We start from the raw sequence: 23,129 nt of genomic DNA, 5'->3' as shown, positions 1-23,129 counted from the left end.
TGATGCCTCCAGCGTTCATGTCATCCCCACCCGGTAGGCCATATTACACGGGCGCAGCCTGATAAGTTTGTCGGCGCGCCGTGGACTCGGCAAAGCTGATCCAGGCCTCGGCGGTTCTGGCCGGCTGTTCGATCATCGGCAGGTGGCCGATGTCGGGCAACAGCAGGGCCTGGGCCTGCGGCATGCGCTCTGCCAGCAGCCTGAGGCCGTCGGGGTGCAGCACCTGATCGGCCTGTCCCCAGACAATCAACGCCGGCACGTTCAAGCCGTCGGCGAGCGTCTCCAGCGCGGTGGAGCCAAAGCGCAGGGCGTCGAAGATTGCCTGCGCGCGTTGCGCGTGGGCACCGGCGCGGTCAGCCAGCTGGCGCGCCAGGGGTGCGGGAATCCACGGCGGGCGGACGAAGCAGTAGTCCATGAGCCGGTGAAAGTCCTGGCGGTTGCGTATCACCAGGGCATTGTCACCGCCCTGTGCCACCTGTTCGAGCAGCGGCGACAGCGTGGCGGTTTGCAGGCCGCCGGGGTTGAGCAGCCACAGCGCCCGGACCCGCCCCGGCATACGTCTGGCCAGCGCGCAGGCCAGGTAGCCACCCATCGAGCTGCCGCCCAGAAAAAAACGCTCGATGCCGAGCTCGTCGAGAAGCCGCTGCACGCGTTCGGCCTGGGCTTCGATGTGATAGGCGAGCTCACCCTCGAAAAGGGTCTGACCAAAGCCGGGCAGGTCGGGCACGATGACGCGAAAGTGCTGGCCCAGGCGGCGCGACACGCGCGTGAAGTGATAGCCGTCGCCGTTGAAACCGTGCAGCAGCACAAGTGGCTCGCCGTGGCCGCCTTCGAGAAGCTGCCAGTCGATGTTGCCGCAGCGCAAGCGGCGGGCCTTGAGATGTCCTCTTCGGCGCTCGGCGGCCAGCAGCAGATGCGCCAGTGGCTTTGGCCACAGCAGCCAGAACGACGCCCAGGCCGCCAGCCCGATCAGCAATGCGATGATCCAGATCATCATGGCAGTATGCGACCCTCTTTCGACACTGAGATTCGAGGATAACCCATATTGGCGAAAATTCAGCGCGCTGAACAGCCGCTGCGCCCGGTAGAATGGCCGCCTGTCGGTTTACCGTGGGTTGAGCGCCATGCCCCTGCAGATTATCGCCATGGTGCTGGTGGTCGCCAGCTCCAACTACCTTGTCCAGTTTCCGCTCAACGATTGGTTGACCTGGGGGGCGCTGACCTATCCGGTTTCCTACTTCGTTACCGACCTGACCAACCGGCGCTTCGGGCCCGCGCCGGCCCGCAAGGTGGTTTACGTCGGCTTCTCGGTGGGGGTGTTGGTGTCGATCTGGTTGGCCAGCCCGCGTATCGCCATCGCTTCGGGGGCAGCCTTTCTGGTATCCCAGCTGATGGACGTGGCGATCTTCAACCGCCTGCGAAAACGTGCCTGGTGGCAGCCGCCGCTGTTTTCGAGCGTGATCGGGTCGGCCGTCGACACCGCGCTGTTCTTCTGTCTGGCATTTGTCGGCACCGGACTGCCCTGGGCCACCCTGGCCGTGGGAGATTACGGCGTCAAGGTCACGATTGCCCTGACGCTGCTCATTCCCTGGCGCGCGGTAGCTCGGCGCGCTTGAGCCACGATCGCCACGATCGGCCAGGGGGTTACCCCTGTGGCTGGATGGCGCCCATGTCGACAAGGTGCTTGCGGGCGCGCTGCCCGGCCGGGGTGTCGGACTGGGCAGCCACCTTGTAGTGCTCGATGGCCTGCTTGCGGTTGTCGAAGGCGCGCTCGACGTTGCCCAGGTGGAGGTGGCCGTCGGCGGTCTGCAGCAGCTCCAGGCTGGCCTGCAGATCGGTACGGGCGCCTGACCATTGACGGCGCTGTTCGCGCACTATCCCGCGGCGCAGGTGATGGTAGAACCAGCCTGAATCGCGCGCCAGCGCAGCCGAAAACGCCTGTTCGGCGGCATCGAAGTCCTTGCGGCCGGCCAGAGCATCTCCGCGCAAGGCGTGGAACAGGGCTTCATCGTCGGCGATGGCAATGGCCTCATCGGCCCGGCGCAGGGCCTCGTCGAAATTGCCTTCCTGAAGCGCCTTGCGGCCGGCGTCGTGGGCCTCGTAGGCGGGCTGCATCCGCTTGAGGCGGGCTACTTGTTGCTGATACTCCGCACGCCCTATGCGCCCGCCACGGCCCAGCTCATCGGCTCGCTTGCGGTTGTTCACGACCCGTTCCTGCGAGGGCGGGTGCGAGGCAAACAAGCCGTCGACCCAGCCCTGCTCGCGGTTTTCCGACAGCCGCACGAAGGTTTCCTGAAGATCCACCGCGGCGGCGGGATCGTAGCCGGCGCGTTTCATGTAGCTCATGCCGTAGTAGTCGGCTTCGCGCTCGGCATCACGCGAGTAGCGCTGCTGAATGAGCTGCGCGCCGAGCATGCCGCCCAGCTGTGCGACCTGGGCGTATTGGCCATCTTCAGTGGCGGCTCCAACGGCGACGCTGCCGAGCATGACCGCGCCCTGGGCCAGGGCCGCGCGTGAAGCAGACTGGGCGCTATGGCTGGCAGCGGCGTGAACGGCCTCGTGGCCGAGCACCGCAGCCAGCTCGGCCTCCGAGCCCAGCTCGGTCAGCAGCCCGCGGTTGACCGCGATCTTGCCGGCCGGCAGGGCCCAGGCGTTGGGTACTGAGCTGTTGATGACATGAAATTCATAGGGCAGTTCGCGGTCGGACTGCTGCGCCACGCGCTGACCGACCGACTGGACGTAGTCGACCACGGATTGATCGACCACCAGATCGCCACCCTGGGCCTGGCGCATTGGCGCATATTGCTGCTGTCCGACCTGGCGCTCCCAGTCCTCGCCATAGAGGCTGAACTCACGTTCGCCGGTGACCGGGTTGGTGGCGCAGCCGGCGACCAGGAGAAGAACGGCGATGGTGCTGAGCAGTCGTTGCATCGGTGATCTCCACGGTGAGTATGGGACGAATTATACGGCTGATCAGTCTTCCGTTCCGGGCTGGCCTTGGCAGCCGTCCAGAGGCAGGTTCGTGCTCACCAGACGGATGTCCAGTTTGTCCTTGCCGCCTTCCCGGCGGAGAATGCGCACCGGCATCCAGTTGAAGTCACCGGCGTGCCATGACAGGTTGGTCTTGTCCGCGCCGGGTTTTTCGATGCGTCGGATGCGCACGGTGTCGAAGCAGCCGGCGGGCACCTTCAGGGTCTCTTCGCCATCGAAGGCATACTGCTTGTGCTTGACTCTATTGCGGTCGAGCAGGGTGAAATCGTGGGTGACCCGGCGCTGCGATTCGTCGGCCAGGTTGGCCGCCAGCTGCAGGCGCAGGCTCAGGGGGTCGACCATGTTGTCGACCAGCTCGATCGTCTCTGTACCGTCTTCGGTGCGCACTTCAGTGGTGCCGGCCTCCCAATCCGTGCGGTGCTGGAAGAAGCGGTTGTTGGCTGGTGCGTGCTGAGCGTGATGATAGGTCAGCATCTGGATGCGGTCGCCGCGCCAGACGAAATGGGCGGCTTCGTCGGCCGACACGTTCAGCGCCTTGACCCACCACGCCGTGGCATGGGTGTCGGAGCGGTAGTGCCAGACGCCGTTGTCGAGCCGTTCGAGGCTGGCGGTGAGTTCGCCGATCTTCTTGCCGTGGCGCAGAACCTCGTAGCGGGCGTCGTGAGCGGGGATCGGGGCGGTGTCAGCGGCCATTGCCGCGCACGAGCAGACAGCCATCAGGAGCCAGGTCGCGGCCAAACTCCAGCGGGTGGTCGAGCGGTTGATCATCGATATGAATGCAGTCATGGCGTAGTTCGACTCGGTATTGGAGCAAAAGTGCCAGCGTGGCCGGGTAAAGCCGGTGTTCCATCGGCAGCAAGCGCTCGGCAAGTGTGTCGGCGGTATCGGCGTTGTCGACGGCGAGCGTCACGCGGCTGATCACCGGGCCGGCGTCGAGCGCGGGGGTAACGAAGTGAACGCTGGCGCCGTGTTCGCGCTCACCGGCGTCGAGCACGCGTTGGTGCGTCTGCAGGCCACGGTGGCGCGGCAGCAGCGAGGGGTGGATGTTGACCAGTCGCCCCAGGTGGCGGGTGACGAACTCCGCCCCGAGAACGCGCATGAAACCGGCCAGCACGATATAGCTTGCGTCGAAGCCGGCAATGGCGGTTGTGAGCGCGGCCTCGAACGCGGCACGGTCGGGGAAGGTTGCGCGCTCCAGCGCCACGGTGTCGATGCCGGCCGCCGCCGCCCGCTCCAGGCCGGCCGCCTGCGCGCGGTCGGAAATGACCGCAGCGATCTCGGCCTTCAGCCAGCCAGCTTCGATTGCTCGCTGGATCGCCTGAAAATTGCTGCCGCGCCCGGACAGCAACACCACCAGGCGCGGTCGCTCGCCGGTGGACATGCTTCAGCAGTACCGCAGGCGTTCGCCGTCACGGTGACGCACGACGCGGCCGATGATGGGCGCCGGCTCACCGAGGGCGTCGGCAATGGCTCCGGCGCGGCTGGCAGGCACGACCAGAACAAAGCCGATGCCCATGTTGAAGGTGCGCCGCATTTCGCCATCCGCGATGGCGCCCGAGCGCTGCAGCCAGTCAAATACCGGTGGCGGCGTCCAAGCGCTGGTGTCGATCTCCAGTCCGAGGCCTTCGGGCAGGATACGCACGATGTTTTCGGTCAGTCCGCCGCCGGTAATATGCGCCATGCCCCGGATTTCATGGTGCCCGATCAGGCTCTGGATCTGCGGCACATAAATGCGGGTCGGCGCGAGCAGAGCATCACCGAGGGTGGTTTGGCCAAAAGGCGAGTCGAGCGACTCGCCGCTGCGCTCGATCACTTTTCGAATGAGCGAGTAGCCATTGCTGTGCGGCCCGCTGGCCGCCAGGCCGAGCAGCACGCAATCGGTGTCGATGCCGGCCCCGTCGATGATGTCGTCACGCTCGATGGCGCCGACGGCAAAGCCGGCCAGGTCATACTCCCCGTCGCCGTACATGCCCGGCATTTCCGCGGTCTCGCCGCCGATGAGGGCGCAGCCGGCCTGCCGACAGCCTTCGGCAATGCCCGATACCACCTCGGTTGCCGCGTCGACATCAAGGCGGCCGCAGCCGAAGTAGTCGAGAAAGAACAGTGGCTCGGCTCCACAGACCAGAATATCGTTGACGCACATGGCGACCAGGTCGACTCCGATGGTGTCGTGCCGGCCCAATTCGCGCGCGAGCAGCAGTTTGGTGCCTACCCCGTCGGTACCGGAAACAAGCACCGGATCGCGAAACCGCTGTCCGAGGTGAAACAGTCCGCCGAATCCGCCCAGGCCGCCAAGTACTTCGGGTCGGCTGGTGGCCTTGACCAGCGGCTTGATTCGGTCGACCAGGGCATTTCCGGCGTCGATGTCGACACCGGCGTCGCGGTAGCTCAGGGGCGGTGACGTGCGCTTGTTCATCGCTTGTCGGCGGCCTGTCATTGAGTGACCGGGTATTATGACGTATTGCGCTCTCCGGCGCTGGCTGCAGCGCGATCGCGAGCCCCCATGGGCCATCGGCGCGGCTTGCCTTCGCCCGCTGGAAGCGCTTCCTGTCGCCGGCTTTCAGCGGCGGCTTGGATTGGTTCACCCTGTGCTATCTTTGCTCGCGTCATGCTTCGAATTTTCCTCAGTCTTTTTCTGCTCGGCCTGCTTGTCACTCCGGCTGCGGCTGCTTCTCTTTATACCGGTGAGGTGCCGGTAGAACGCGAAGCACAGGTTGGTGCGACCGAACAGCTTGCGGCGCTCGACGTGGTGCTGGCGCGTTTGACGGGGGACTTCAATCGGTCTCTGGTCAGCGAGCTTGGTCTGACGGCAAGTGATGTGACCGGCCTGATTCTGTCGCAGCAGCGGGTGCAGCGCAGCGTCGTCAATCAAGAGGGGGAGCGCGAGGATTCGCTGCGTCTGCAGGTGGACTTTGATCAGCCTTCGATCAACCAGCTGCTGCGGCGCAATCGTCTGCCGCACTGGGGCGCGGAGCGCCCGGCGGTGTTGCTCTGGGCCGTGGTCGAGGATGAACAGGACACCCGCTTTGTCGCTGACCCCCGGCTGGAGTGGGTCATGGCCGATCAAGCGCGACGGCTGGGCCTGGAGTTGGTGCGCCCGCTGCGTGATGCCATGGATCTGACCGAGATGTCGCTGCAGGACGTGCGCGGCGGGTTTCTCGGTTCGGCCACGGCCAGCGCCCGCCGTTATGGCGCCGGCGTCATCGCCATGCTCGATCTCCGGCTGGCCGATCCGGACCCCGAGCAGCCGCACTGGTCGGGCCGCTGGCGCTGGCGAATCGAGCAACAGGATGCCTCCTACAGTCACAGCGCAGAGCATCCCGAAGCGTTGATTCGCAGCGGTCTGCAGCGGATCGCATCGGCGCTGGCATCGCGCTATGCCGTGCTCGACCTTGACGGCGAACCGGCGCGCTGGCAGGTCACCGTAAACGGCATTGTCGATGAGGTGCAATACGCTGAGGTGCTGCGCCATATCGACAATCTCAGCGTGGTCGAGGAGCTGCGCGTGGTCGCGGCGCAAGACCGGCAGATCACTTTCGAGGTCCTCGCCAGCGGGCAGGATCTGGAAACCTATCTGACGCTGTCGGGCTTGCTGGAAATGGCGCGCCGCCGGAGCGACCGCAGCCTTCACCTCAGGCTGGTCCCTTGAATCTGAGCTTCATTCCCAATCTGCTGACGATCGGGCGCATGGTCGTGGTGCCGCCCCTGGTCTGGCTGCTGCTTGTGGGCCAGTATCAGTGGGCGCTGGCGCTGGCGGTATTCGCCGGCGTGTCCGATCTGCTGGACGGCTGGCTGGCGCGTCGCTTTTCCTGGCAGTCGCGCTGGGGAAGTGTTTTTGATCCGCTGGCCGACAAGATGCTGATGATGGCCGGCTATCTGACGTTGGGCTGGCTGGCCGAGTTGCCCTGGTGGCTGATCGGGCTGGTCATTTTTCGCGACCTGGTGATCGTGATCGGCGGCTATGTCTACTACACCCGTTTCGAACGGTTCGACGCCGAGCCTACCCAGCTGTCGCGCTTCAACACCTTCTGTCAGGTGTTTCTGATGTGGTTCGTTCTCGTTCGCCTGGCCGGGCTGCCGCTGCCCAGAGAAGCGCAGATCGGGCTGGTCTGGCTGGTGGGTCTGCTGGCGGTCATCACGCTCACCCAGTATCTCTGGATATGGGTCGGGCGGGCGATCGTGGTCAGTCGCTCGCGGCGCCGCGGCGAGAGTGACCCCGGGCCCTGAGGTTTCTGCCTGCATGACCCGTCTTCAGCTTCCACTTGCGCTCAATCCGCCGCGTCGGCCGAGCTTTGACAACTTTGTTGCCGGGCCCAACCGGGTGGTGGTGGCCACCCTCAACGGGGGCGTGGCCGTTGGCGAGTGGTGTTTTCTGGCCGGGCCGCCGGGCTCGGGGCGTTCGCATCTGCTGGCCGCCTTTTTTGCCGAGCGTTGCCGGCAGGGCGAGCAGGCGCATTTTGTCGCCTTGAAAAAACCGCGTCAGCATCTGCTGCTGGAACACGCCACGGGCCACTGGGTGGTGCTTGATGATATCGACCAGCTGGCCGGCGATCCGGAAGGCGAGCAGGCGCTTTTCAATGCGCTCAACCGCTGGCGTGCCGAGCGCACGGGGGTGCTGATGTCGGGGGCGGGGCGTGCGGCGTTCGCGCTGCCCGACCTGCGTTCCCGCCTGGGTCAGGCTACCCGTTTGACGCTCAAGCCGCTCGAGGAACCCGAGCTGGGCGAGCTGGTTCGCAAGCTGGCCGCCGAACACGAAGTCGTGCTGGGTCGGGGCGTGGTCGAGTATGCGCTCAGCCGTGCGCCCCGCAACCCCGGCTGCCTGGCCGAGCTGATCCAGACCGGTGCCCAGCGGGCGCTGGTGGAGCGGCGCACGTTATCGGTGCCGCTGGTGCGCGACTTGCTCAACGAGGGAGTTGCGCAGCGTCGATCAAACGCGCTCTGATCGGCTCAATACGCCTGTTTGTGCACCCCGCGCACGGCGCGGCCGGACGGGTCGCTCAAGTTCATCAGGGCTGCATCCCAGGCCAGCGCTTCGGGCGTGGAGCAGGCCACCGACGGCCCATCGGGTACGGTGGTGGCGGCTGCCGGAGAAGGGAAATGCCGCTCGAACATCCGGCGGTACAGGCAGGCCTCCCTGGAGGTCGGCGGGTTGACCGGGAAGCGCTGCGCCGCTTCGGCCAGCTCCCGATCGCTTACCCGCGCCTCGGCATGCTCTTTCAGGGCATCGATCCAGCCGTAGCCGACACCGTCGGAAAACTGCTCCTTCTGGCGCCACAGGATCTCGTCGGGCAGCAGGCCTTCCCCGGCTTCGCGCAGGATGGCCTTTTCGGGCCGGCCGGCACCGGCCATCTTGGCGGCCGGGTCGATCGACATGGCGGTATCGAGAAACGCCAGATCGAGAAACGGGACCCGGGCTTCAACTCCCCAGGCCGCCATCGCCTTGTTGGCGCGCAGGCAGTCGAACTGGTGCAGTTTGTCGAGCTTGCGCACGGTTTCCTCGTGAAAGGCACGCGCATCGGGCGCCTTGTGAAAATACAGATAGCCGCCGAAGATTTCGTCTGCCCCCTCGCCGGAGAGCACCATCTTGATGCCCATGGCCTTGATGCGCCGGGCGAGCAGGAACATCGGCGTTGCCGCGCGTACGGTCGTGACATCGAAGGTCTCGATATGGGCAATCACGTCGTCGAGCGCGTCGAGGCCTTCCTGAATGGTGAAGTGGAACTCGTGGTGTTGCGTACCGATGGCTTCGGCGGCAATGCGCGCCGCCGCCAGATCGGGTGATCCTTCCAGGCCGATGGCAAAGGAGTGCAGACGCGGCCACCAGGCCGTTTCGGTATCGCCCGACTCGATGCGGTGGTCGGAGTAGCGCCGGGTGATGGCGGCAATCAGCGACGAGTCCAGGCCGCCGGAGAGCAGTACACCGTAGGGTACGTCGCACATCATCTGACGGTGCACGGCATCTTCCAGCGCCTGCCTGAGCAGGCCCCGGTCAGCGGGCCGGGTGACGTTGTCGAACTCGCGCCAGACCGGCTGATGCCAGCGACGGATCTCGCCCTCGTGCGAGTCGAGCAGGTGGCCGGGCGGAAAGATGTCGACTTGCCGGCACCAGGGCTCGATGGCCTTCAGCTCGGAGGCAACCCAGAGCATGCCGTCGTCGTCGCGCCCGTGGTAGAGCGGCATGACGCCGACCGGATCGCGCGCAATCAGGTAGCGATCCTCTGCCTTGTCGAAGAGCACGAAGGCGAAAATGCCGTTGAGGCGATTCAGGAATTCGCTGCCGTACCTGCGGTAGAGGGCGAGGATGACCTCACAGTCCGAGCCGGTCTGGAAATCGTGGTCCGCGCACTCAGCGCGCAGTTCGCGATGATTGTAGATCTCGCCGTTGACGCCCAGCGCCAGGTTTCCGTCGGTGGACACGAGGGGCTGCGCGCCGGATTCGATGTCAACGATTGCCAGGCGCTCGTGGGCGATGATCGCGCGCTCGTGGACGTGAATGCCGCTCCAGTCGGGGCCGCGGTGACGCTGTCTTTTCGAGGCCTCCAGGGCAAGGCCCCGCAGGCCGGTGCGGCCTGCGGGGATATCAAAGAGGCCGAGAATGGAACACACGGCTTCAGTCCTTGAGCGTGACCGTGCTGCGGAACTCGATGCCGCGCTCGGTCAGGTGCATGCTCGCTTCGGTGTAGTCGTACAGCTCGGCCATGGCGTCCAGGGCCGCGGCGGGGCTGTCGTTGAGCGCTTCGTCATCCTCGGTCTGCAGTTTTTCCTGCATGCCGGCCATCAGGTCGCCTAGGGCGTCGGCATAGCCGGCAAAGTTGATGCCGTAGCTGAACACGGCGCCATCGCTCTCGCCCGGCTCCATGGCCTCGTTGAGCGCATCCTTCTGCTGCTCGCCCACCGCCAGACCAAGTGCCCCGTCGCTCATGCCGATGAAGGCAGCGATGCCCTCGGGCAGGTTCGGGATCACCTCGGCCGGTACCGGCTGGGGCTCGCCACCCGGCTCGAGCTGAATGGCGGCCAGCTCCGGCGAAAACATCTGCGCCATGCCCAGCATCATCTGCGGGTTGCGCATGAACAGCGCCAGCGAGCCGTTGGCGGATTCGACGTTGAACTGATCGTCGAGGCTGAGGCTGTCGAGGTTCAGTCGCAGGCCGTGAAAGTTGGTGACGACCGGCGGAATGGGCTGGTTGAGGGTGGTCTGCCATTCACCGGCCTTGGCGCCAATGCTGGAAAACAGCGGGCACTGGGGCGGGTTCTCCACCCAGCCACCGACCACTTCGCGGGCAAAATCACGTGTGCCCACGATGTTGAGTGCCAGCCCGAACTCGATGACGCCGGCATTTTCACCGCCAAGGTCGATCGGCGTGTCGGCAATGGTCTGCATGCGCTGAGCAAAAGTCGGGTCGGCTTCGACGGTCATGTCGAAGGCCATTCGATTGTCACTGACTTCCGTATAGCCCAGGCTGGCGCGCGGGAACAGCGCCACCAGCGCGTTCAACTCGCTGCGACAGGCCGGGTTGCCGGCGATCTGGCCCAGCTCGGTGGACTCGCGAACCGCGGCCAGCATCTCTTCGTCGCTGTCGAGCAGCTGATTGATCAGCCGGCCAAAGTCCATGAAGCCGCTGCCGTAGGGCGTATAGCCGCGTTCGTCGGAAAAACTCTCCAGGTCGGTTGGATCATACGCCCGGGTCGGCTGGTCCAGGTTGGCCACGCGCCGCAGCAGGGTGTCGTTTTCGGGCACCAGCGCCAGGGTGGCAAAGCGGTCGTCGTAGGAAAGCGCGACGCCGACATCTTCCAGCTCGGCCCACAGCACCTCGCGATCCTCGATCTTGCGCCAGTTCAGCTCGGTCTCGGCATCGGCCGCAATGCGCTCGAGCGTGGCGCGAAAGGCTTGCGCATCGGACAGCTGCCAGTGAATGAAGGGATACAGGCTCACGGCGTGCATGGCCCAGTGCCCGTTGGGGTCGAGGCCACGCTCGGCAAAGGCGGCGGCACCGTCGATTTTCGAGAACTCGCGCAGAATCGCGGCGGCCACCGGGGCGTCATCGAGCTCGTCGGCAAGTTCGTTGTAGTTCTTGCTGTGAAAGTCCGACATGGACTGCAGCGGCGCCCAGAGCTTCTCGCTGAGATCTTCAGGAATCGGCTCGAGGTTGGCCAGCAGCAGGGCGGTATCGGCATCGACGCGATCGAACAGCGTCGCGGCGATGTCGGATTGATCGGAATCGGCGTCGAACGGGCGGTCCGATGCCGAGCTGTCTGCTTCGTCCTGGCCGCAGCCGACGACGAGCAGAGTGGAAAAGCCGAGAACGGCAAGCTTGCGGATCATGGTTCAATTCCCTCCGGGGGATGTTCGGTTATCGAAATCTGGTGCTAGTGTTGTACGTCACCAACACACCTGTCAAGAGGCAGCGTCAATTCGTCCCGTCGCCACGATTCTGGTACTGCGATTGGCTAGTGCCCGGTGGCCTTGGTTCTCCGGCCGGGTCTTGCAGTGCTCCCGGCCTGCTGTCCGGGCGCCCTGGCCCCGTCGAACACGGCAGCTGCGTTCACCTTCGGGCATGCTCGTGGCCCAAGCGGGTACGGTATCCCGAGCAATATCGATCTCGAGCGCCAACGCTGCCCAGAAAGACTGGCAGGTGCAAAGTGTAGCCGGTCACAGCGGCGCTGTTCAATTGCGTTGGGCGTCAAACACGTCAAGCGCGAACCCGGCCCGCCATTATATTTGCAGGATGCCTTAGACTCGAGCGCATGAACAGACTGATTTGTTTCTTGCTTGTTGCCATCTCGTGGATGTGGCTGTCGCCTGGCGTGGCCGCGGCCGGAGAAAGCCCGGCGCGCTGGTACCGCGACGGCCAGACCCTGATTGCCGAACGCCGCTCGGCGCTGGATGCTCCGGGCGAGGCGCGCAACGTGATTTTGTTTGTCGGCGACGGTATGAGCCTGGCCACGGTAGCGGCGGCGCGCATTCTCGAAGGCCAGCTGCGTGGTGAATCGGGGGAGGAGAACCTCCTTCACTTCGAGCATTTTCGCCATACCGCCCTGGCCAAGACCTACAACACCAATCAGCAGACGCCCGACTCGGCCGGCACGATGACGGCCATGACCACTGGCGTGAAGAGCTTTGCCGGTGCCATTGCCGTTGATCAGAACGCCACGCGCGCCGACTGCGATTCGATGCGCGGCAGTGAGCTGGTGACCCTGCTTGATCTCGCCAAGCTGGGCGGGATGAAGGCCGGCATCGTGACCACCACCCGCATCACCCACGCCACTCCGGCCGCGCTGTATGCCCGCGCAGTGGATCGCCAGTGGGAAACCGACCGCGGCATTCCCTCTTCGCAGCGCGAGCTCGGCTGCCATGACATCGCGCGCCAGCTGATCGAGTATCCACTGGGCCGCATCGACGTGGTCTTCGGTGGCGGGCGTCGGGCCTTTCTGCCTGCCAGCGTGAGCGATCCGGAAGACGCCGATCAGCGAGGCCACCGCGGCGACGGCCGCAACCTGATCGAGGAATGGCAGGCCATCCACGAAACCGGGCGCTACGTGTGGAATCTGGACGGATTCGAGGCGCTGCAGGCACCTGCCGAGGGTCCGGTTCTCGGGCTGTTTCAGCCCAGCCACATGCACTACGAGCACGACCGCGCCGACGATATTGCCGGCGAACCTTCCCTGGCCGACATGACGGCCAGAACCGTCGACCTGCTGTCCGACTCAGAGCAGGGGTTTTTCATGATGGTCGAGGGCGGTCGCATCGATCATGCACATCATGCCAACAACGCCTGGCGCGCACTGACCGACGCCATCGCCTTTGCCGAGGCGGTCGGCCGCGCCGACGCCATGACCGGCGAAGACACCCTGATCATCGTGACCGCCGATCACGGTCATGCCCTGACTTTTGGCGGCTACGGCAGGCGCGGCAACCCGATCGCCGGGCTGGCAGAAAGGCCGGGTCTGGAGGGCGGTGAGCCGCGCCTGATGCGAGACGAGGAAGACAGACCGATCACCGTGCTGGGCTATGCCAGCGGTCCGGGCTATCGCGCCGGAAAGCGGCCGGACTTCAGCGAAGTCGATCCCCGCAACCCCGACTACCTGCAGGAGTCAGCGGTGGGGCTGTGGTCAGGCGGGCACTCGGGCGAAGACGTTCCGGTATACGCCCGGGGGCCGGGCGCCGCGGCCATTCATGGTGTGATCGAGCAGAATGCCATCTTCCACGCCATCGTCGAGGCCACGGCGCCGCTGAGGAAAGCGGCTGCGACGCTCGCCGGCGACGACGGCCGGCCGGACTTAGAGCGTGCGCGCTGTCTTGCTCAGGAGGCTGCGAGGCCGGACTGCTGAGCCCGCGCGAGCCGCTGTGGCGTGCCGATATCAGCCCAGCAACCGGCAAAGTGCTCGCCGCTGACGCGCCCGGCGACGATGGCCTGTTCCAGAACGGGACGCAGTGGCTTGGGCCCCGGAGGCAGGTCGGCAAACAGTTCGGGGTGGAACACCGCGATGCCGCTGAAGGTCAGGCGGCGCCCCGTGCCCGAGTGCACTCGGCCTGCGCTCAGCTTGAAGTCGCCTTCGGGATGATGCACGGGATTGTCGACCAGAACCAGGTGAGCCTGCGCCTGCGGGCGGGCAGGCAGGTGCTCGAAGCGGTAGTTGGTCAAGATGTCGGCGCTGACCACGATGAACGGGTCGTGACCCAGCAGGGGCAGGGCCTGGACGATGCCACCGGCGGTATCGAGGGCGCCGGGAGGCTCGGGCGAATAGTCGATCTGCAGGCCGAAATCATCGCCGCTGCCGACCTGGTCGACGATCTGATCACCTAGCCAGGCCAGGTTGATCACGACCCGCTTGATTCCGGCGCCCGCCAACCTTTCCAGGTGCCGGACAATCATGGGTCTGCCGCCAACTTCGATCAGCGGCTTGGGCGTGGTGTCGGTCAGCGGCCGCAGGCGTTCGCCGCGACCGGCGGCCAGGATCATGGCGCGCAATGGCGGTCTCCACTGGTCAGCATGCAGGCTGCATAGTCTAAATGCATCGGCCACGCGTTACACTGAACTCTGCACCGCCATCACCATCGTATCGGCAGCTCATGCGTCAAGCCTACAGTCGAGCCTATCAACGTACCTTCTCCGGCCAGCGCCGCACCATCGGCCAGCAGGTGGCGATTGACGCCCTGGTGCCCTGCGCGCTGGCCCTGTTGATCGCCCTGGCGGTCTATCAGTTGATGCATGACCACGCCGAACTGTCGCATCAGGTCGAGCGCAGCAGCCAGCGGGTGACTCTGGGACAGCAGATGTTGATCAGTATCCTAGACCTGCAGGCCGGTACAAGCGACTTTGTCATTGCCGGCGAGCGCGACGCCCTCACTCCCTATCAGCAGGCCACCGACCGCCATGCCGCGATTCTGGCGCAGGGCCGGCAGACATGGCCAGAGGGCACGAGGCAGCGCCGGCTGCTGGAGCGCTTTGCCGATCTTTTCCAGAGCTATTGCGACGAGATCGCCGAGCCCGTCATTGCGCTGCAGCGCAGCCTGCCACCGCGGGAACAGGGCGGTGACGCGTCGGCGCAGGAAGAGCTGGAGGCCATCATTTCCAGCCAGCGCAGCCGGGCGCTGGTCGACGAGATGAAGCGCAGTTCCCGCGAGTTGATCGAACACGCGCGCAATCAGGTTGCCACCCGCACCGAGCGGGCCGAGCTGCGGCAGCGGCAGGCACAGCTGGTGGGCATCATCGGCGCTCCGCTGGCGGTCTTGCTGGGGCTGCTGCTGGTGGCGGCCGCCATCGGCCGCGTTCGTCACGGCCTGCAAAGCCTGGCCGATGCCTCCGAGCGCGTCGCGCAGGGTGATCTTGCCCATCGCATCCACCTGGAAGACAGCCGCGAGCTGGCCCAGCTGGCCGACAGTTTCAACCGCATGGCCGAGCGTCTGGCCGAGCGCCATCGGCAGGGCATGCTTCTCGATCGGCTGACGCGGGCATTGCAGGGTTGTCAGCATATCGACGAAGCCTTTGAAGCGAAGCCTTTGAAGTGGCCTCAGGTTATGTCTCGAAGATGCTCCTGGGCACCCGCGGGGCCGTTGCCGTCTATCGCGCCTCGCGTGACCACCTGACCACGGCCATTACCTGGGCGACCGAGAATGATTCGGCTCCGGAGGATGGCGTATTCAATCCCGACGACTGCCTGTCTCTGCGTTCGGGCTACAGCTATCACTTCTGCAAGCAGCAGGGCGATCCTGGCTGCCGCCACTTTCCGCTGTGTGGCCAGAGCGAAGGCTTGTGCATTCCCATGATGGACCGCGGTGAGGTGCTTGGCGTGCTCAGCCTCACGCCGTTGGAAGGCTCGCACCTGGGCGAACCGACGCGACAGATGGCTGCGGTGCTGGCCGAAACGCTGTCGTTGAGCACGGGCAATCTGCGCTTGCGTGAGAAACTGCACCGGCAATCCATCCGTGACCCGCTGACCGGGCTCTACAACCGCCGCTTTCTGGATGAAACACTGGCCCGTGAGCTGTCGCGCAGCCGTCGGACCGGCCATCCGCTGTCGCTGATCATCTTCGACGTCGACCACTTCAAGCGTTTCAACGACAGCTGGGGCCACGATGCCGGAGATGCAGTTCTGGTGACCATCGCCGGCGTGATGCAGGAGCAGGCGCGTGATATGGATCTGGTCTGCCGGCTTGGCGGCGAGGAGTTCGTCATCGTGCTGCCGCGAACCATGCCCGAACAGGCGCTGGAGGCGGCCGAGCGGCTGCGCAATACGGTTGCCGAGCGGCCCCTGCACCACGAACGTCAGCTGCTCGATCACGTCACGATATCACTGGGGGTGGCGGGCTTCCCGCTGCATGCCGACCAGGCCGATGCGCTGATCAGACAGGCCGACCAGGCGCTTTATCGGGCCAAGCGAGCCGGCCGCAATCGGGTCGAGGGCGCCTGAAAATGCGGCGTCAGGCGGCCCGCCGGCGCCAGGCTGTCAGCAGGCGGTCAAGCTCGGCAAGCTCCGGGTTGCGCGCAATGGCGTGTTTGAGGTAGCCGAAAAACCGCGGAGCATCGTCCAGATACTTCGGCTTGCCGTCGCGATGGCGAATGCGTGCAAAGATGCCGATCACCTTGAGGTGGCGCTGCACGCCCATGAAGTCACAGGTTCTGCGCCATAGTTGCGGGTCTTCGGCAACGGGCAGCCCGGCCGACAGGGCCCTGCGCCGATAGTCTTCCAGCCAGGCGTCGGTGCGTTCGACCGGCCAGCTGATGAAGGCATCGCGGAACAGGCAGACCGGATCGTAGCTGATCGGGCCGCGTACCGCGTCCTGAAAGTCGATGATGCCGGGGTCGGCCTGGCCCTGGATCAGATTGCGCGGCATGTAGTCGCGGTGGCAGAACACCTGCGGCTGGTCGAGGGCCCAGCGAATCAGGGTGGCGCACAGCAGGTCCCAGGCATCGAGCTCGCCTTCGCTTGGTTCGACCCGCCAGTGGCGCGCCAGAAACCAGTCGGTGAACAGCGCCAGCTCGCTCAGCAGCAGGGCCGCATCGTAGTCGGGCAGGCCGGTGGTGTCAGCCCGGCCCTGGATGCGGATCAGCGCCTCGACGGCGTTGCCGTACAGCCGGTCGGCATTGCCGTCGTCGAGCAGGTGGTGATAGGGCTGTGAGCCCAGGTCTTCCAGCAGCATCAGGCCGCGTTCGGCATCGTGGGCGAATATCTCGGGCACATGCACGCCGCTGTCGGCCAGCCGCGCGGCGACGTCAGCGAAGGCCCGGGTGTTGTTTTCGAGCTCCGGCGGGGCATCCATGACCACGCGTGAGTCCTGCCCCGAGCGCAGCCGGAAGTAGCTCCGGAAGCTGGCGTCGCTGGAAATCGACTCCTGGGAGAAATCAGTCCAGCCTAGCTGCTCCCCGGCCCAGGAAACGGCAAGTTCGCGACGCGGCTCGGCGGCCGTCATGAGAAACGCTCCAGCAGCTGAGACAAGTCGGTCTTGGCGCAGTATTGCCAGGCCAGCTCCCAGTCGGGAAGGGCCGAAGCATAGCTGGACAGGAAGTCGGGGAGCGCGGCGGCAAGCTGTTGTACGTGACGCCCGTCGGCGTTGTCGTATTGGCCATGAGCCGCGATGCTGGCTTCGAAGGCGCGCGCGAGCCACGGTGGAGCGGCGAGCTGGTCACGCGTTGCAGCCACGTGCTGCAGCGTGGTCTCACGCAAGGACAGCAGCTCGCGGCGAACCCTTGACTGCAGTTCGTTCTGACTGGTGCGGCTCAGGCCCGAGAAAAAATCGGCGAGCAGATCGATACGCGACCGGATCGAGCCCTTGGGCGCGACCGCCTGCAGCGTTTCGAGCTGCGTTGCCAAAAAGCCGGCGCGGGTGATGGTTCGCGGCTTGGCGATGTCCTGATCGGTCCACGCTCTGGGGTCGGGCGGAGAGTGAACGAGCATGTGCGGCAGATTGATCTGCAGCGCGCCCGGGTGCAGGTAGCTGACCAGCGCGCCGAACAATAGGTCTTCGGCCTGCTGCCGGGCTTGAGTCGGCAGCAGCAGCTGTCGGTTGTCAATGGACGTCATTCCGCCGGTCATCAGGCCGAACGCGGTCGAGGCCTGGGGCTGAATGGCACAGCGCGCCACCTGGCGGCGCCCGAGCAGTTCGCGATATCGAGCTTCGCTTTCGCAAAGCGGCGCGAGCGCATCGGCGTTTTCGGCGAAAATCCAGTGGATGTTGCCAGTGCCCGGATCACCCAGCGTGCCGCTGGTGGCCAGCAGCGCCCGATTCTGCGGCTCCAGTTCGGCCCAGAGCTGAGGATCCAGGTCGTGGAAGAGCTTGGCGGGCTCGTCTTTTCCAGACGTTGCAAACTGCGCGGCAGTTTTGCCCAGATAGCGTGCGTGCAGTTCGAGCGGGTGGCCGTCGACCGCCGGAAAATGCGATTCGGCAGGCGCTTGATCGGGCGGCGGAAATTCGAGCCGGGCGTGCTGCATTCTCACAAAGGCGGGCTGATCGCGACATGCCGACAGCTGGTGGGGCTCAATCCTCATGTCGTCGTCCATGAGGGCCAGCCCGGTTCCGGCGCTTGCGAGCAGCGCAAAGTTGAAGCCGGTCCCGAAGCTGCGCGCCTCGTCACCGGCATCTCCCTCCAGGTGCCAGCTCAGTGCTTCGAGTCGGGCGCCGGAGTGGGCGGCCAGATGTTCGAGCATCGCGCGGCAGCGATCACGATCGATCAGCTGCAGCCTGCCGTCAAAGCGCGGGCGCATGTCCGCGATGACCCGGCGCGTGGCTTGCCGGCTGCCGGGCTGGCGGCTGTCGTCAAAAACGATGCAGTGCACGAGCTCAGCCGGAAGGGGCTGGGCCGCGAGGCTTGCCAGAAGGCGCTCGAGACTGTCCGGTCGGTCGCAGGTGCGGATCCATAAGGTTTCGATTGCCGGCGGGCCTGCCTGGTCGGCATCAGCGCTGGACCGTACCAGTTCGCCATACAGGTCGCGCGCGGTTTTCAGCAGCCCCAGATCAGCCAGCCTGGCCAGCGACTGGCGAACAGCCCCGGATTGCGCGCTGCGCAGCCGCAGGGTTTTCACGATGTGTCCTGTGTGCTCATCGAGCGTTCTCAGCCGGCCGCATTGTCCAAGCAGCTGGGCCAGCTCGAGCGGCAGTGCTTCAACGCTGCCGCTGCCTTTTTCGAGCAGGAGCGCCCGCGACTCGCTCGCCGTGTAGGCGTCAAACGGGGGTGCAATATACTGGTCCGCAGGCGGTGCTTTCGCGGCACCGCCGCCCGATGAAATGGAAAAGCTGAAGTCCGTTCCAGACACTGCCCAAGCACCTTGAATCGTTTGGCAAAGCGCGTAGTGTACCTTGCAGACTGCTGGCGTTCATCGGCGTGGCGTGTGCTTTGACGGCATCCGGGCGTGCGAACGCCCACCAACAGAATCAAGCTTGCTGAAGCCTGAAAATCACGCGTTTTTAGGGAAAGAATACTAAATCGGTCTTGTTTAAGATGGCTTTGACCCGCATAATTATGGGCGAGGTCGTTTCGGGCGTTTCATGCATGCTGAGAATCAGTAAATTGACGGACTACGCGACGGTGCTTCTGGCCGAGCTGGTACACCGCCCGCACGAGTGCCTGCCCGCCCGTCGTCTGGCCGAGCTGAGCCGGCTCGAGCTGCCGACTGTGGCCAAGGTGCTCAAGACGCTGGCGCGCGCCGGCCTGGTCAACTCCGTTCGCGGCGTCAACGGCGGCTACAAGCTGGCCGACGCGCCCGAGGACATTTCCGTGGCCTGCATCATTCAGGCCATGGAAGGGCCGATCGCACTGACCGAGTGTGGTCTCGAGTCCGGGCTGTGTCTGCATGAGCCCGACTGCAGCCTGCGGGGCAACTGGCAGAAGATCGGACAGGCCGTTGAAAATGCCCTGTCCGCAATGAGCCTGGCCGACCTCGCCGAACCCGCTTCGCGCCGCATTGCCATCCGCGCACAAGTGGTGGCTGAACCGCCAAGGGAAATTTCATGAGTCAGACCGTCGAACAAGTTCAGGACTACATTCAGCAGCGCTACAAGGCCGGTTTCTACACCGACATTGAAATGGATCGTATTCCGGCGGGCCTGAATGAAGAGATCATCGCCATGATTTCGGCCAAGAAGGATGAACCCGAGTGGCTCCTGGAGTGGCGCCTGAAAGCGTTTCATCAGTGGAAGAAGATGGTAGGCCCCGATTGGGCCCACCTGAATCTGCCGGAAATCGACTTCCAGAAGATTCACTACTACGCCGCGCCCAAGCAGAAGAACCGGCCCAAGAGCCTCGACGAGGTTGATCCCAAACTGCTCGAAACCTTCGACAAGCTGGGTGTGCCGCTGCACGAGCGCGAGCGTCTGGCCGGCGTGGCCGTCGATGCCGTGTTCGACTCGGTGTCGGTCGGCACCACCTTCAAGGAGGAGCTCAAGGAGGCCGGCGTGATTTTCTGCAGCTTCTCCGAGGCGGTGCAGGAATATCCTGACCTGGTACGCGAATACCTGGGCTCGGTGGTCCCGCATACCGACAACTACTTCGCCGCGCTCAACTCGGCGGTGTTTACCGACGGGTCCTTCGTCTATATTCCGAAGAACACGCGCTGCCCGATGGAGTTGTCGACCTACTTCCGCATCAACGCCGAGGATACCGGTCAGTTCGAGCGCACCCTGATCATTGCAGAACCCGGCAGCCACGTCAGCTATCTGGAAGGCTGCACCGCGCCGATGCGCGACGAGAACCAGCTGCATGCGGCGGTGGTCGAGCTGGTCGCCAAGGAAGGCGCCCATATCAAGTACTCCACCGTTCAGAACTGGTACCCGGGCGACGAGGAAGGCAAGGGCGGTATCTACAACTTCGTGACCAAGCGCGGCGACTGCCGCGAGGACGACTCGCGCATCACCTGGACGCAGGTTGAGACCGGCTCGGCCATCACCTGGAAATATCCGTCCTGCATTCTCAGGGGCGATCGGTCCGCCGGCGAGTTCTACTCGGTTGCGCTGACGCGTAACTACCAGCAGGCCGATACCGGCACCAAGATGATTCATCTGGGCAAGAACACTACCAGCAAGATCATCGCCAAGGGCATTTCGGCAAGCAAGAGCAACAACAGCTACCGCGGGCTGGTGCGCATGGCGCGTCGCGCCGACAACGCTCGCAACTATACCCAGTGCGACAACCTGTTGATTGGCAAGACCTGCGGGGCGCATACCTTCCCCTACATCGAGTCGTTCAACCCCACGGCCGTGGTCGAGCACGAAGCGACCACCTCGCGTATCGGCGAGGACCAGCTGTTCTACTGCCGTTCTCGCGGCCTGGACGAGGAAGACGCGGTCGCGCTCATCGTCGACGGCTTCTGCAAGGAAGTGTTCCGGGAGCTGCCGATGGAGTTCGCGGTAGAAGCCAAGGCGCTGCTCGAGATTTCCCTCGAAGGAGCCGTTGGCTAGGAAAGAATCGAAGATTGCGCAGGTTGCGGTTACCTCCGCGACCGGCGGGATGGCAGGTTTGAACACGCGCAGCGGCGCGTGCACAGAGCCTTGAAGTCCAGCGTCGGGGAGCTGACCTCGGCCTGCGCGAAACAGACACCGATACCGTCGGGGATGCAACCCCGACCTCCGCGAAACAGAAACCAGACGGAATAGCAATGCTGAAGATCAAGAACCTGCACGTCCGCATCGACGGCAAGAACATACTCAACGGCCTCGACCTCGAGATCGGTCCCGGTGAGCTTCACGCCATCATGGGCCCCAACGGCTCTGGCAAGTCGACGCTCGGCTATGTGCTGGCCGGCCGCGAAGGCTACGAGATCACCGAGGGCTCGATCGAGTTCGATGGCACCGATCTGGCCGACATGGAGCCCGAGGAGCGCGCCGCCGCCGGTCTGTTCATGGCCTTCCAGTATCCGGTCGAGATTCCCGGCGTGAACAATGCCTACTTCCTGCGCTCGGCGCTCAACGCCCAGAGAAAGGTCAGAGGCGAGGAGCCGGTCGACTCGATGACATTTCTCAAGACCGTGCGCGAGCTGCTCGGCCAGCTCAAGATGGACGACACGCTGCTCAAGCGCGCCGTCAACGAAGACTTCTCCGGCGGCGAGAAAAAGCGCAACGAGATCGTGCAGATGGCCGTGCTCCAGCCGCGCATGGCGGTGCTTGACGAGACCGACTCGGGGCTGGATATCGACGCGCTCAAACTGGTGGCTGAAGGCATCAACCGCCTCAGGAACCCCGAGCGCAGTTTCATGGTCATCACCCACTATCAGCGCCTGCTCGAGCACCTGACGCCTGATTATGTGCACGTGCTCTCGGAAGGCCGCATCATCGAGTCGGGTGACAAGCAGCTTGCCCAGCGTCTCGAGAGGGAAGGTTACTCCTATCTCCAGGCCGAAGCGGCCGAGGCTTGAGCAACCATGAGTGAACTGGCTGAAAAACTGGTAGCACCCGCCGAGCCGGTCGCGGGCGAGTTTGCCGACCTGCGCCAGCGTGCCCGTCGCGCGCTGATGCAGCACGGCTTTCCGACCCTCAAGACCGAAGCCTGGAAGTACACTCCCATCAAGCTGCTCGAAAAGCGCGACTTCACCGCCAGCGGTTCATCGCCGTCGGCGCCTTCAGAGCTGCCCTTTGCAGCTGATGTGTTGCACTTCGACAACGGCATCCTGAATGCCGATGCGATCACGCTTCCCGCAGGCGTCACGCTGGAGCCGGCCGGGCTCGACGAGTTTGACGGGCTGGAGTATGGCGGCCGCGAGGATGCCTTTGCCTGGCTCAATCTGGCCTGCTTTGCCCAGGCCTGGAAGCTGACGATAGACACTGAGCTGGCGCGCCCGCTGGTGTTGGCCACCACCACGGCCGACGATTTTGCAGCGGCGGTACATCCGAGGCTGTTCATCGAGCTGACAGGCAATGCCCGCGCCACGCTCATCGAAACCCACACCGGCGCCGGCGAGGGCATGGTCAACGCCGTCAGCAGCGTTCACGTGGGCAAGGGGGCGGCGCTCAATCATGTGATGCGGCGTTCCGGCAGCGATACCGTGCACATTGCGCGCACCGACGTCGATGTCGCCCGCGATGCCGACTACCAGAGCTTCGTTCTTGACACCGGCACCCGGCTCGGGCGTCAGGACATCAGCATCTTTCTCAACGAGTCCGGCGCCGAGGCCGAGATCGACGGCACCGTCATCCTGAATTCAAGGCAGCACGTCGACTATCACACCGCGATCGACCACTGCACCGGCCATACTCACAGCCGGGAGACCTTCCATCTGCTGGCCGACGGCAGCGGCGTGGGTGTGTTCAACGGCCGCATCCACATCCACAAGGATTCCGACGACAGCCATTCCGATCTCAGTACCGCCAGCCTCTTGCTGGGTGACATGGCCCGCATCAACGCCAAGCCGGAACTGGAGATCTATTCCGAAGAAGTCACGGCAGCCCATGGTGCTACCATCGGGCAGCTTGACGAAGACGCCCTGTTTTATCTGCGCACGCGTGGCCTGCCGGCCGAAGAGGCCAACAGCCTTCTGAAATACGGCTTTGCCGCCGGGCCACTGGAAGGGCAGGCCGAAGAGGCGGTGCGCGACTGGTTGTTGAGTGAACTGCAGGCTGTACTTTGAAAACCTGTTGGAACCACGGAAGGCACGGAAGACACGGAAACTGGAATGTTTTTACAGACAGCGCACGCGGAAGGTTCTTCTCC

The 23,129-nt window shown here is 64.7% G+C and carries 21 protein-coding genes; 11 read left to right on the top strand and 10 right to left on the bottom strand.

Translation table 11 applies throughout. The features are described from left to right. Window positions 1-43: 43 nt before the first annotated feature. Window positions 44-997: an alpha/beta fold hydrolase gene (locus tag ACEWQZ_RS01660; RefSeq protein ID WP_476481333.1), complete on the bottom strand. Its 954-nt coding sequence runs from the start codon at window positions 995-997 to the stop codon at window positions 44-46. A 127-nt stretch (window positions 998-1,124) separates the two neighbouring features. Here ACEWQZ_RS01660 and ACEWQZ_RS01655 point away from each other — a divergent pair, with 127 nt between their 5' ends. After that, a complete protein-coding gene (locus tag ACEWQZ_RS01655) occupies window positions 1,125-1,616 on the top strand; it encodes a queuosine precursor transporter (RefSeq protein WP_476481332.1) in 492 nt (163 codons plus the stop codon). Window positions 1,617-1,644: 28 nt separating this feature from the next. On the opposite strand, the gene ACEWQZ_RS01650 is transcribed toward ACEWQZ_RS01655, so the two are convergent. Genes ACEWQZ_RS01650 through purM form a run of 4 tightly spaced genes read right to left on the bottom strand, consistent with a single transcriptional unit; the run spans window position 1,645 to window position 5,407 of the window. Next, window positions 1,645-2,931, bottom strand: coding sequence for a M48 family metalloprotease (locus ACEWQZ_RS01650; protein WP_476481331.1), 1,287 nt, complete (start codon window positions 2,929-2,931; stop codon window positions 1,645-1,647). A 42-nt stretch (window positions 2,932-2,973) separates the two neighbouring features. Continuing rightward, complete coding sequence (locus tag ACEWQZ_RS01645; protein WP_476481330.1) at window positions 2,974-3,684, bottom strand: DUF3108 domain-containing protein; 711 nt, start codon at window positions 3,682-3,684, stop codon at window positions 2,974-2,976. Continuing rightward, window positions 3,674-4,372: a phosphoribosylglycinamide formyltransferase gene (purN, locus tag ACEWQZ_RS01640; protein ID WP_476481329.1), complete on the bottom strand. Its 699-nt coding sequence runs from the start codon at window positions 4,370-4,372 to the stop codon at window positions 3,674-3,676. The genes ACEWQZ_RS01645 and purN overlap by 11 nt, the downstream gene beginning before the upstream one ends. A 3-nt stretch (window positions 4,373-4,375) precedes the next feature. Then, window positions 4,376-5,407: a phosphoribosylformylglycinamidine cyclo-ligase gene (gene purM / locus ACEWQZ_RS01635; protein ID WP_476481328.1), complete on the bottom strand. Its 1,032-nt coding sequence runs from the start codon at window positions 5,405-5,407 to the stop codon at window positions 4,376-4,378. A 192-nt stretch (window positions 5,408-5,599) separates the two neighbouring features. On the opposite strand from purM, the gene ACEWQZ_RS01630 reads away from it, so the two are divergent. The 3 genes from ACEWQZ_RS01630 to ACEWQZ_RS01620 are packed head-to-tail and all read left to right on the top strand — an operon-like array spanning window position 5,600 to window position 7,933. Then, on the top strand, window positions 5,600-6,640 hold the full coding sequence (locus tag ACEWQZ_RS01630) for a DUF2066 domain-containing protein (protein ID WP_476481327.1): 1,041 nt from the start codon (window positions 5,600-5,602) through the stop codon (window positions 6,638-6,640). Further along, entirely contained in the window at window positions 6,637-7,218 is a 582-nt protein-coding gene (locus ACEWQZ_RS01625) for a CDP-alcohol phosphatidyltransferase family protein (protein WP_476481326.1), read from the top strand. The genes ACEWQZ_RS01630 and ACEWQZ_RS01625 overlap by 4 nt, the downstream gene beginning before the upstream one ends. A gap of 13 nt (window positions 7,219-7,231) precedes the next feature. Next, window positions 7,232-7,933, top strand: coding sequence for a hypothetical protein (locus ACEWQZ_RS01620; protein WP_476481325.1), 702 nt, complete (start codon window positions 7,232-7,234; stop codon window positions 7,931-7,933). A gap of 5 nt (window positions 7,934-7,938) precedes the next feature. On the opposite strand, the gene asnB is transcribed toward ACEWQZ_RS01620, so the two are convergent. Together asnB and ACEWQZ_RS01610 are read right to left on the bottom strand one after the other, a co-directional pair. Continuing rightward, on the bottom strand, window positions 7,939-9,597 hold the full coding sequence (gene asnB / locus ACEWQZ_RS01615) for an asparagine synthase B (RefSeq protein ID WP_476481324.1): 1,659 nt from the start codon (window positions 9,595-9,597) through the stop codon (window positions 7,939-7,941). A 4-nt stretch (window positions 9,598-9,601) separates the two neighbouring features. Then, window positions 9,602-11,314 (bottom strand): hypothetical protein, encoded by a 1,713-nt coding sequence (locus ACEWQZ_RS01610; protein WP_476481323.1) that lies wholly within the window; start codon window positions 11,312-11,314, stop codon window positions 9,602-9,604. A gap of 422 nt (window positions 11,315-11,736) precedes the next feature. On the opposite strand from ACEWQZ_RS01610, the gene ACEWQZ_RS01605 reads away from it, so the two are divergent. Next, entirely contained in the window at window positions 11,737-13,320 is a 1,584-nt protein-coding gene (locus ACEWQZ_RS01605; RefSeq protein WP_476481322.1) for an alkaline phosphatase family protein, read from the top strand. Here the strand turns inward: ACEWQZ_RS01605 and murU are convergent. Beyond that, window positions 13,293-13,961, bottom strand: coding sequence for an N-acetylmuramate alpha-1-phosphate uridylyltransferase MurU (gene murU, locus ACEWQZ_RS01600; RefSeq protein ID WP_476481321.1), 669 nt, complete (start codon window positions 13,959-13,961; stop codon window positions 13,293-13,295). The two genes, ACEWQZ_RS01605 and murU, sit on opposite strands and share 28 nt — an antisense overlap. Before the next feature lie 101 nt (window positions 13,962-14,062). Between murU and ACEWQZ_RS01595 the strand changes: the two genes are divergently transcribed. Both ACEWQZ_RS01595 and ACEWQZ_RS01590 read left to right on the top strand, forming a co-directional pair. Continuing rightward, window positions 14,063-15,079, top strand: a complete 1,017-nt coding sequence (locus tag ACEWQZ_RS01595) for a CHASE3 domain-containing protein (protein ID WP_476481320.1) — start codon at window positions 14,063-14,065, stop codon at window positions 15,077-15,079. Continuing rightward, window positions 15,022-15,903: a GGDEF domain-containing protein gene (locus tag ACEWQZ_RS01590; protein WP_476481319.1), complete on the top strand. Its 882-nt coding sequence runs from the start codon at window positions 15,022-15,024 to the stop codon at window positions 15,901-15,903. The genes ACEWQZ_RS01595 and ACEWQZ_RS01590 overlap by 58 nt, the downstream gene beginning before the upstream one ends. A 10-nt stretch (window positions 15,904-15,913) precedes the next feature. Here the strand turns inward: ACEWQZ_RS01590 and ACEWQZ_RS01585 are convergent, their stop codons facing one another. Next, window positions 15,914-16,903 carry an aminoglycoside phosphotransferase family protein gene (locus ACEWQZ_RS01585; RefSeq protein ID WP_476481318.1) on the bottom strand — a complete coding sequence of 330 codons (990 nt, stop codon included), beginning with the start codon at window positions 16,901-16,903 and terminating at the stop codon, window positions 15,914-15,916. Continuing rightward, on the bottom strand, window positions 16,900-18,744 hold the full coding sequence (locus ACEWQZ_RS01580) for a glycosyltransferase family 2 protein (protein ID WP_476481317.1): 1,845 nt from the start codon (window positions 18,742-18,744) through the stop codon (window positions 16,900-16,902). Before ACEWQZ_RS01580 ends, ACEWQZ_RS01585 begins: the two co-directional genes overlap by 4 nt. Before the next feature lie 236 nt (window positions 18,745-18,980). On the opposite strand from ACEWQZ_RS01580, the gene ACEWQZ_RS01575 reads away from it, so the two are divergent. The 4 genes from ACEWQZ_RS01575 to sufD all read left to right on the top strand — a co-directional run bounded on the left by ACEWQZ_RS01575 (window position 18,981) and on the right by sufD (window position 23,046). After that, window positions 18,981-19,442, top strand: a complete 462-nt coding sequence (locus tag ACEWQZ_RS01575; protein WP_476481316.1) for an SUF system Fe-S cluster assembly regulator — start codon at window positions 18,981-18,983, stop codon at window positions 19,440-19,442. Then, complete coding sequence (gene sufB, locus ACEWQZ_RS01570; protein WP_476481315.1) at window positions 19,439-20,884, top strand: Fe-S cluster assembly protein SufB; 1,446 nt, start codon at window positions 19,439-19,441, stop codon at window positions 20,882-20,884. Before ACEWQZ_RS01575 ends, sufB begins: the two co-directional genes overlap by 4 nt. Before the next feature lie 197 nt (window positions 20,885-21,081). After that, the gene (sufC, locus tag ACEWQZ_RS01565; RefSeq protein ID WP_476481314.1) at window positions 21,082-21,837 is read left to right on the top strand and encodes a Fe-S cluster assembly ATPase SufC; all 756 of its coding nucleotides are present in this window, start codon (window positions 21,082-21,084) and stop codon (window positions 21,835-21,837) included. A gap of 6 nt (window positions 21,838-21,843) precedes the next feature. After that, window positions 21,844-23,046 (top strand): Fe-S cluster assembly protein SufD, encoded by a 1,203-nt coding sequence (gene sufD / locus ACEWQZ_RS01560; protein ID WP_476481313.1) that lies wholly within the window; start codon window positions 21,844-21,846, stop codon window positions 23,044-23,046. Window positions 23,047-23,129: the final 83 nt, after the last annotated feature.

It is taken from the genome of Wenzhouxiangella sp. YN1 (assembly GCF_056324145.1).
The sequence above is the reverse complement of the archived record's forward strand: the minus strand, read 5'-3'. Positions and strand labels throughout refer to the sequence as shown.

What these genes read in the sequence shown, in the direction of transcription:
- ACEWQZ_RS01660 (WP_476481333.1), bottom strand. Translation starts at nt 997, where the DNA reads ATGATGATCTGGATCATCGCATTGCTGATCGGGCTGGCGGCCTGGGCG.
- ACEWQZ_RS01655 (WP_476481332.1), top strand. Translation starts at nt 1,125, where the DNA reads ATGCCCCTGCAGATTATCGCCATGGTGCTGGTGGTCGCCAGCTCCAAC.
- ACEWQZ_RS01650 (WP_476481331.1), bottom strand. Translation starts at nt 2,931, where the DNA reads ATGCAACGACTGCTCAGCACCATCGCCGTTCTTCTCCTGGTCGCCGGC.
- ACEWQZ_RS01645 (WP_476481330.1), bottom strand. Translation starts at nt 3,684, where the DNA reads ATGGCCGCTGACACCGCCCCGATCCCCGCTCACGACGCCCGCTACGAG.
- purN (WP_476481329.1), bottom strand. Translation starts at nt 4,372, where the DNA reads ATGTCCACCGGCGAGCGACCGCGCCTGGTGGTGTTGCTGTCCGGGCGC.
- purM (WP_476481328.1), bottom strand. Translation starts at nt 5,407, where the DNA reads ATGAACAAGCGCACGTCACCGCCCCTGAGCTACCGCGACGCCGGTGTC.
- ACEWQZ_RS01630 (WP_476481327.1), top strand. Translation starts at nt 5,600, where the DNA reads ATGCTTCGAATTTTCCTCAGTCTTTTTCTGCTCGGCCTGCTTGTCACT.
- ACEWQZ_RS01620 (WP_476481325.1), top strand. Translation starts at nt 7,232, where the DNA reads ATGACCCGTCTTCAGCTTCCACTTGCGCTCAATCCGCCGCGTCGGCCG.
- ACEWQZ_RS01610 (WP_476481323.1), bottom strand. Translation starts at nt 11,314, where the DNA reads ATGATCCGCAAGCTTGCCGTTCTCGGCTTTTCCACTCTGCTCGTCGTC.
- ACEWQZ_RS01605 (WP_476481322.1), top strand. Translation starts at nt 11,737, where the DNA reads ATGAACAGACTGATTTGTTTCTTGCTTGTTGCCATCTCGTGGATGTGG.
- ACEWQZ_RS01595 (WP_476481320.1), top strand. Translation starts at nt 14,063, where the DNA reads ATGCGTCAAGCCTACAGTCGAGCCTATCAACGTACCTTCTCCGGCCAG.
- ACEWQZ_RS01590 (WP_476481319.1), top strand. Translation starts at nt 15,022, where the DNA reads ATGCTCCTGGGCACCCGCGGGGCCGTTGCCGTCTATCGCGCCTCGCGT.
- ACEWQZ_RS01585 (WP_476481318.1), bottom strand. Translation starts at nt 16,903, where the DNA reads ATGACGGCCGCCGAGCCGCGTCGCGAACTTGCCGTTTCCTGGGCCGGG.
- ACEWQZ_RS01575 (WP_476481316.1), top strand. Translation starts at nt 18,981, where the DNA reads ATGCTGAGAATCAGTAAATTGACGGACTACGCGACGGTGCTTCTGGCC.
- sufB (WP_476481315.1), top strand. Translation starts at nt 19,439, where the DNA reads ATGAGTCAGACCGTCGAACAAGTTCAGGACTACATTCAGCAGCGCTAC.
- sufC (WP_476481314.1), top strand. Translation starts at nt 21,082, where the DNA reads ATGCTGAAGATCAAGAACCTGCACGTCCGCATCGACGGCAAGAACATA.
- sufD (WP_476481313.1), top strand. Translation starts at nt 21,844, where the DNA reads ATGAGTGAACTGGCTGAAAAACTGGTAGCACCCGCCGAGCCGGTCGCG.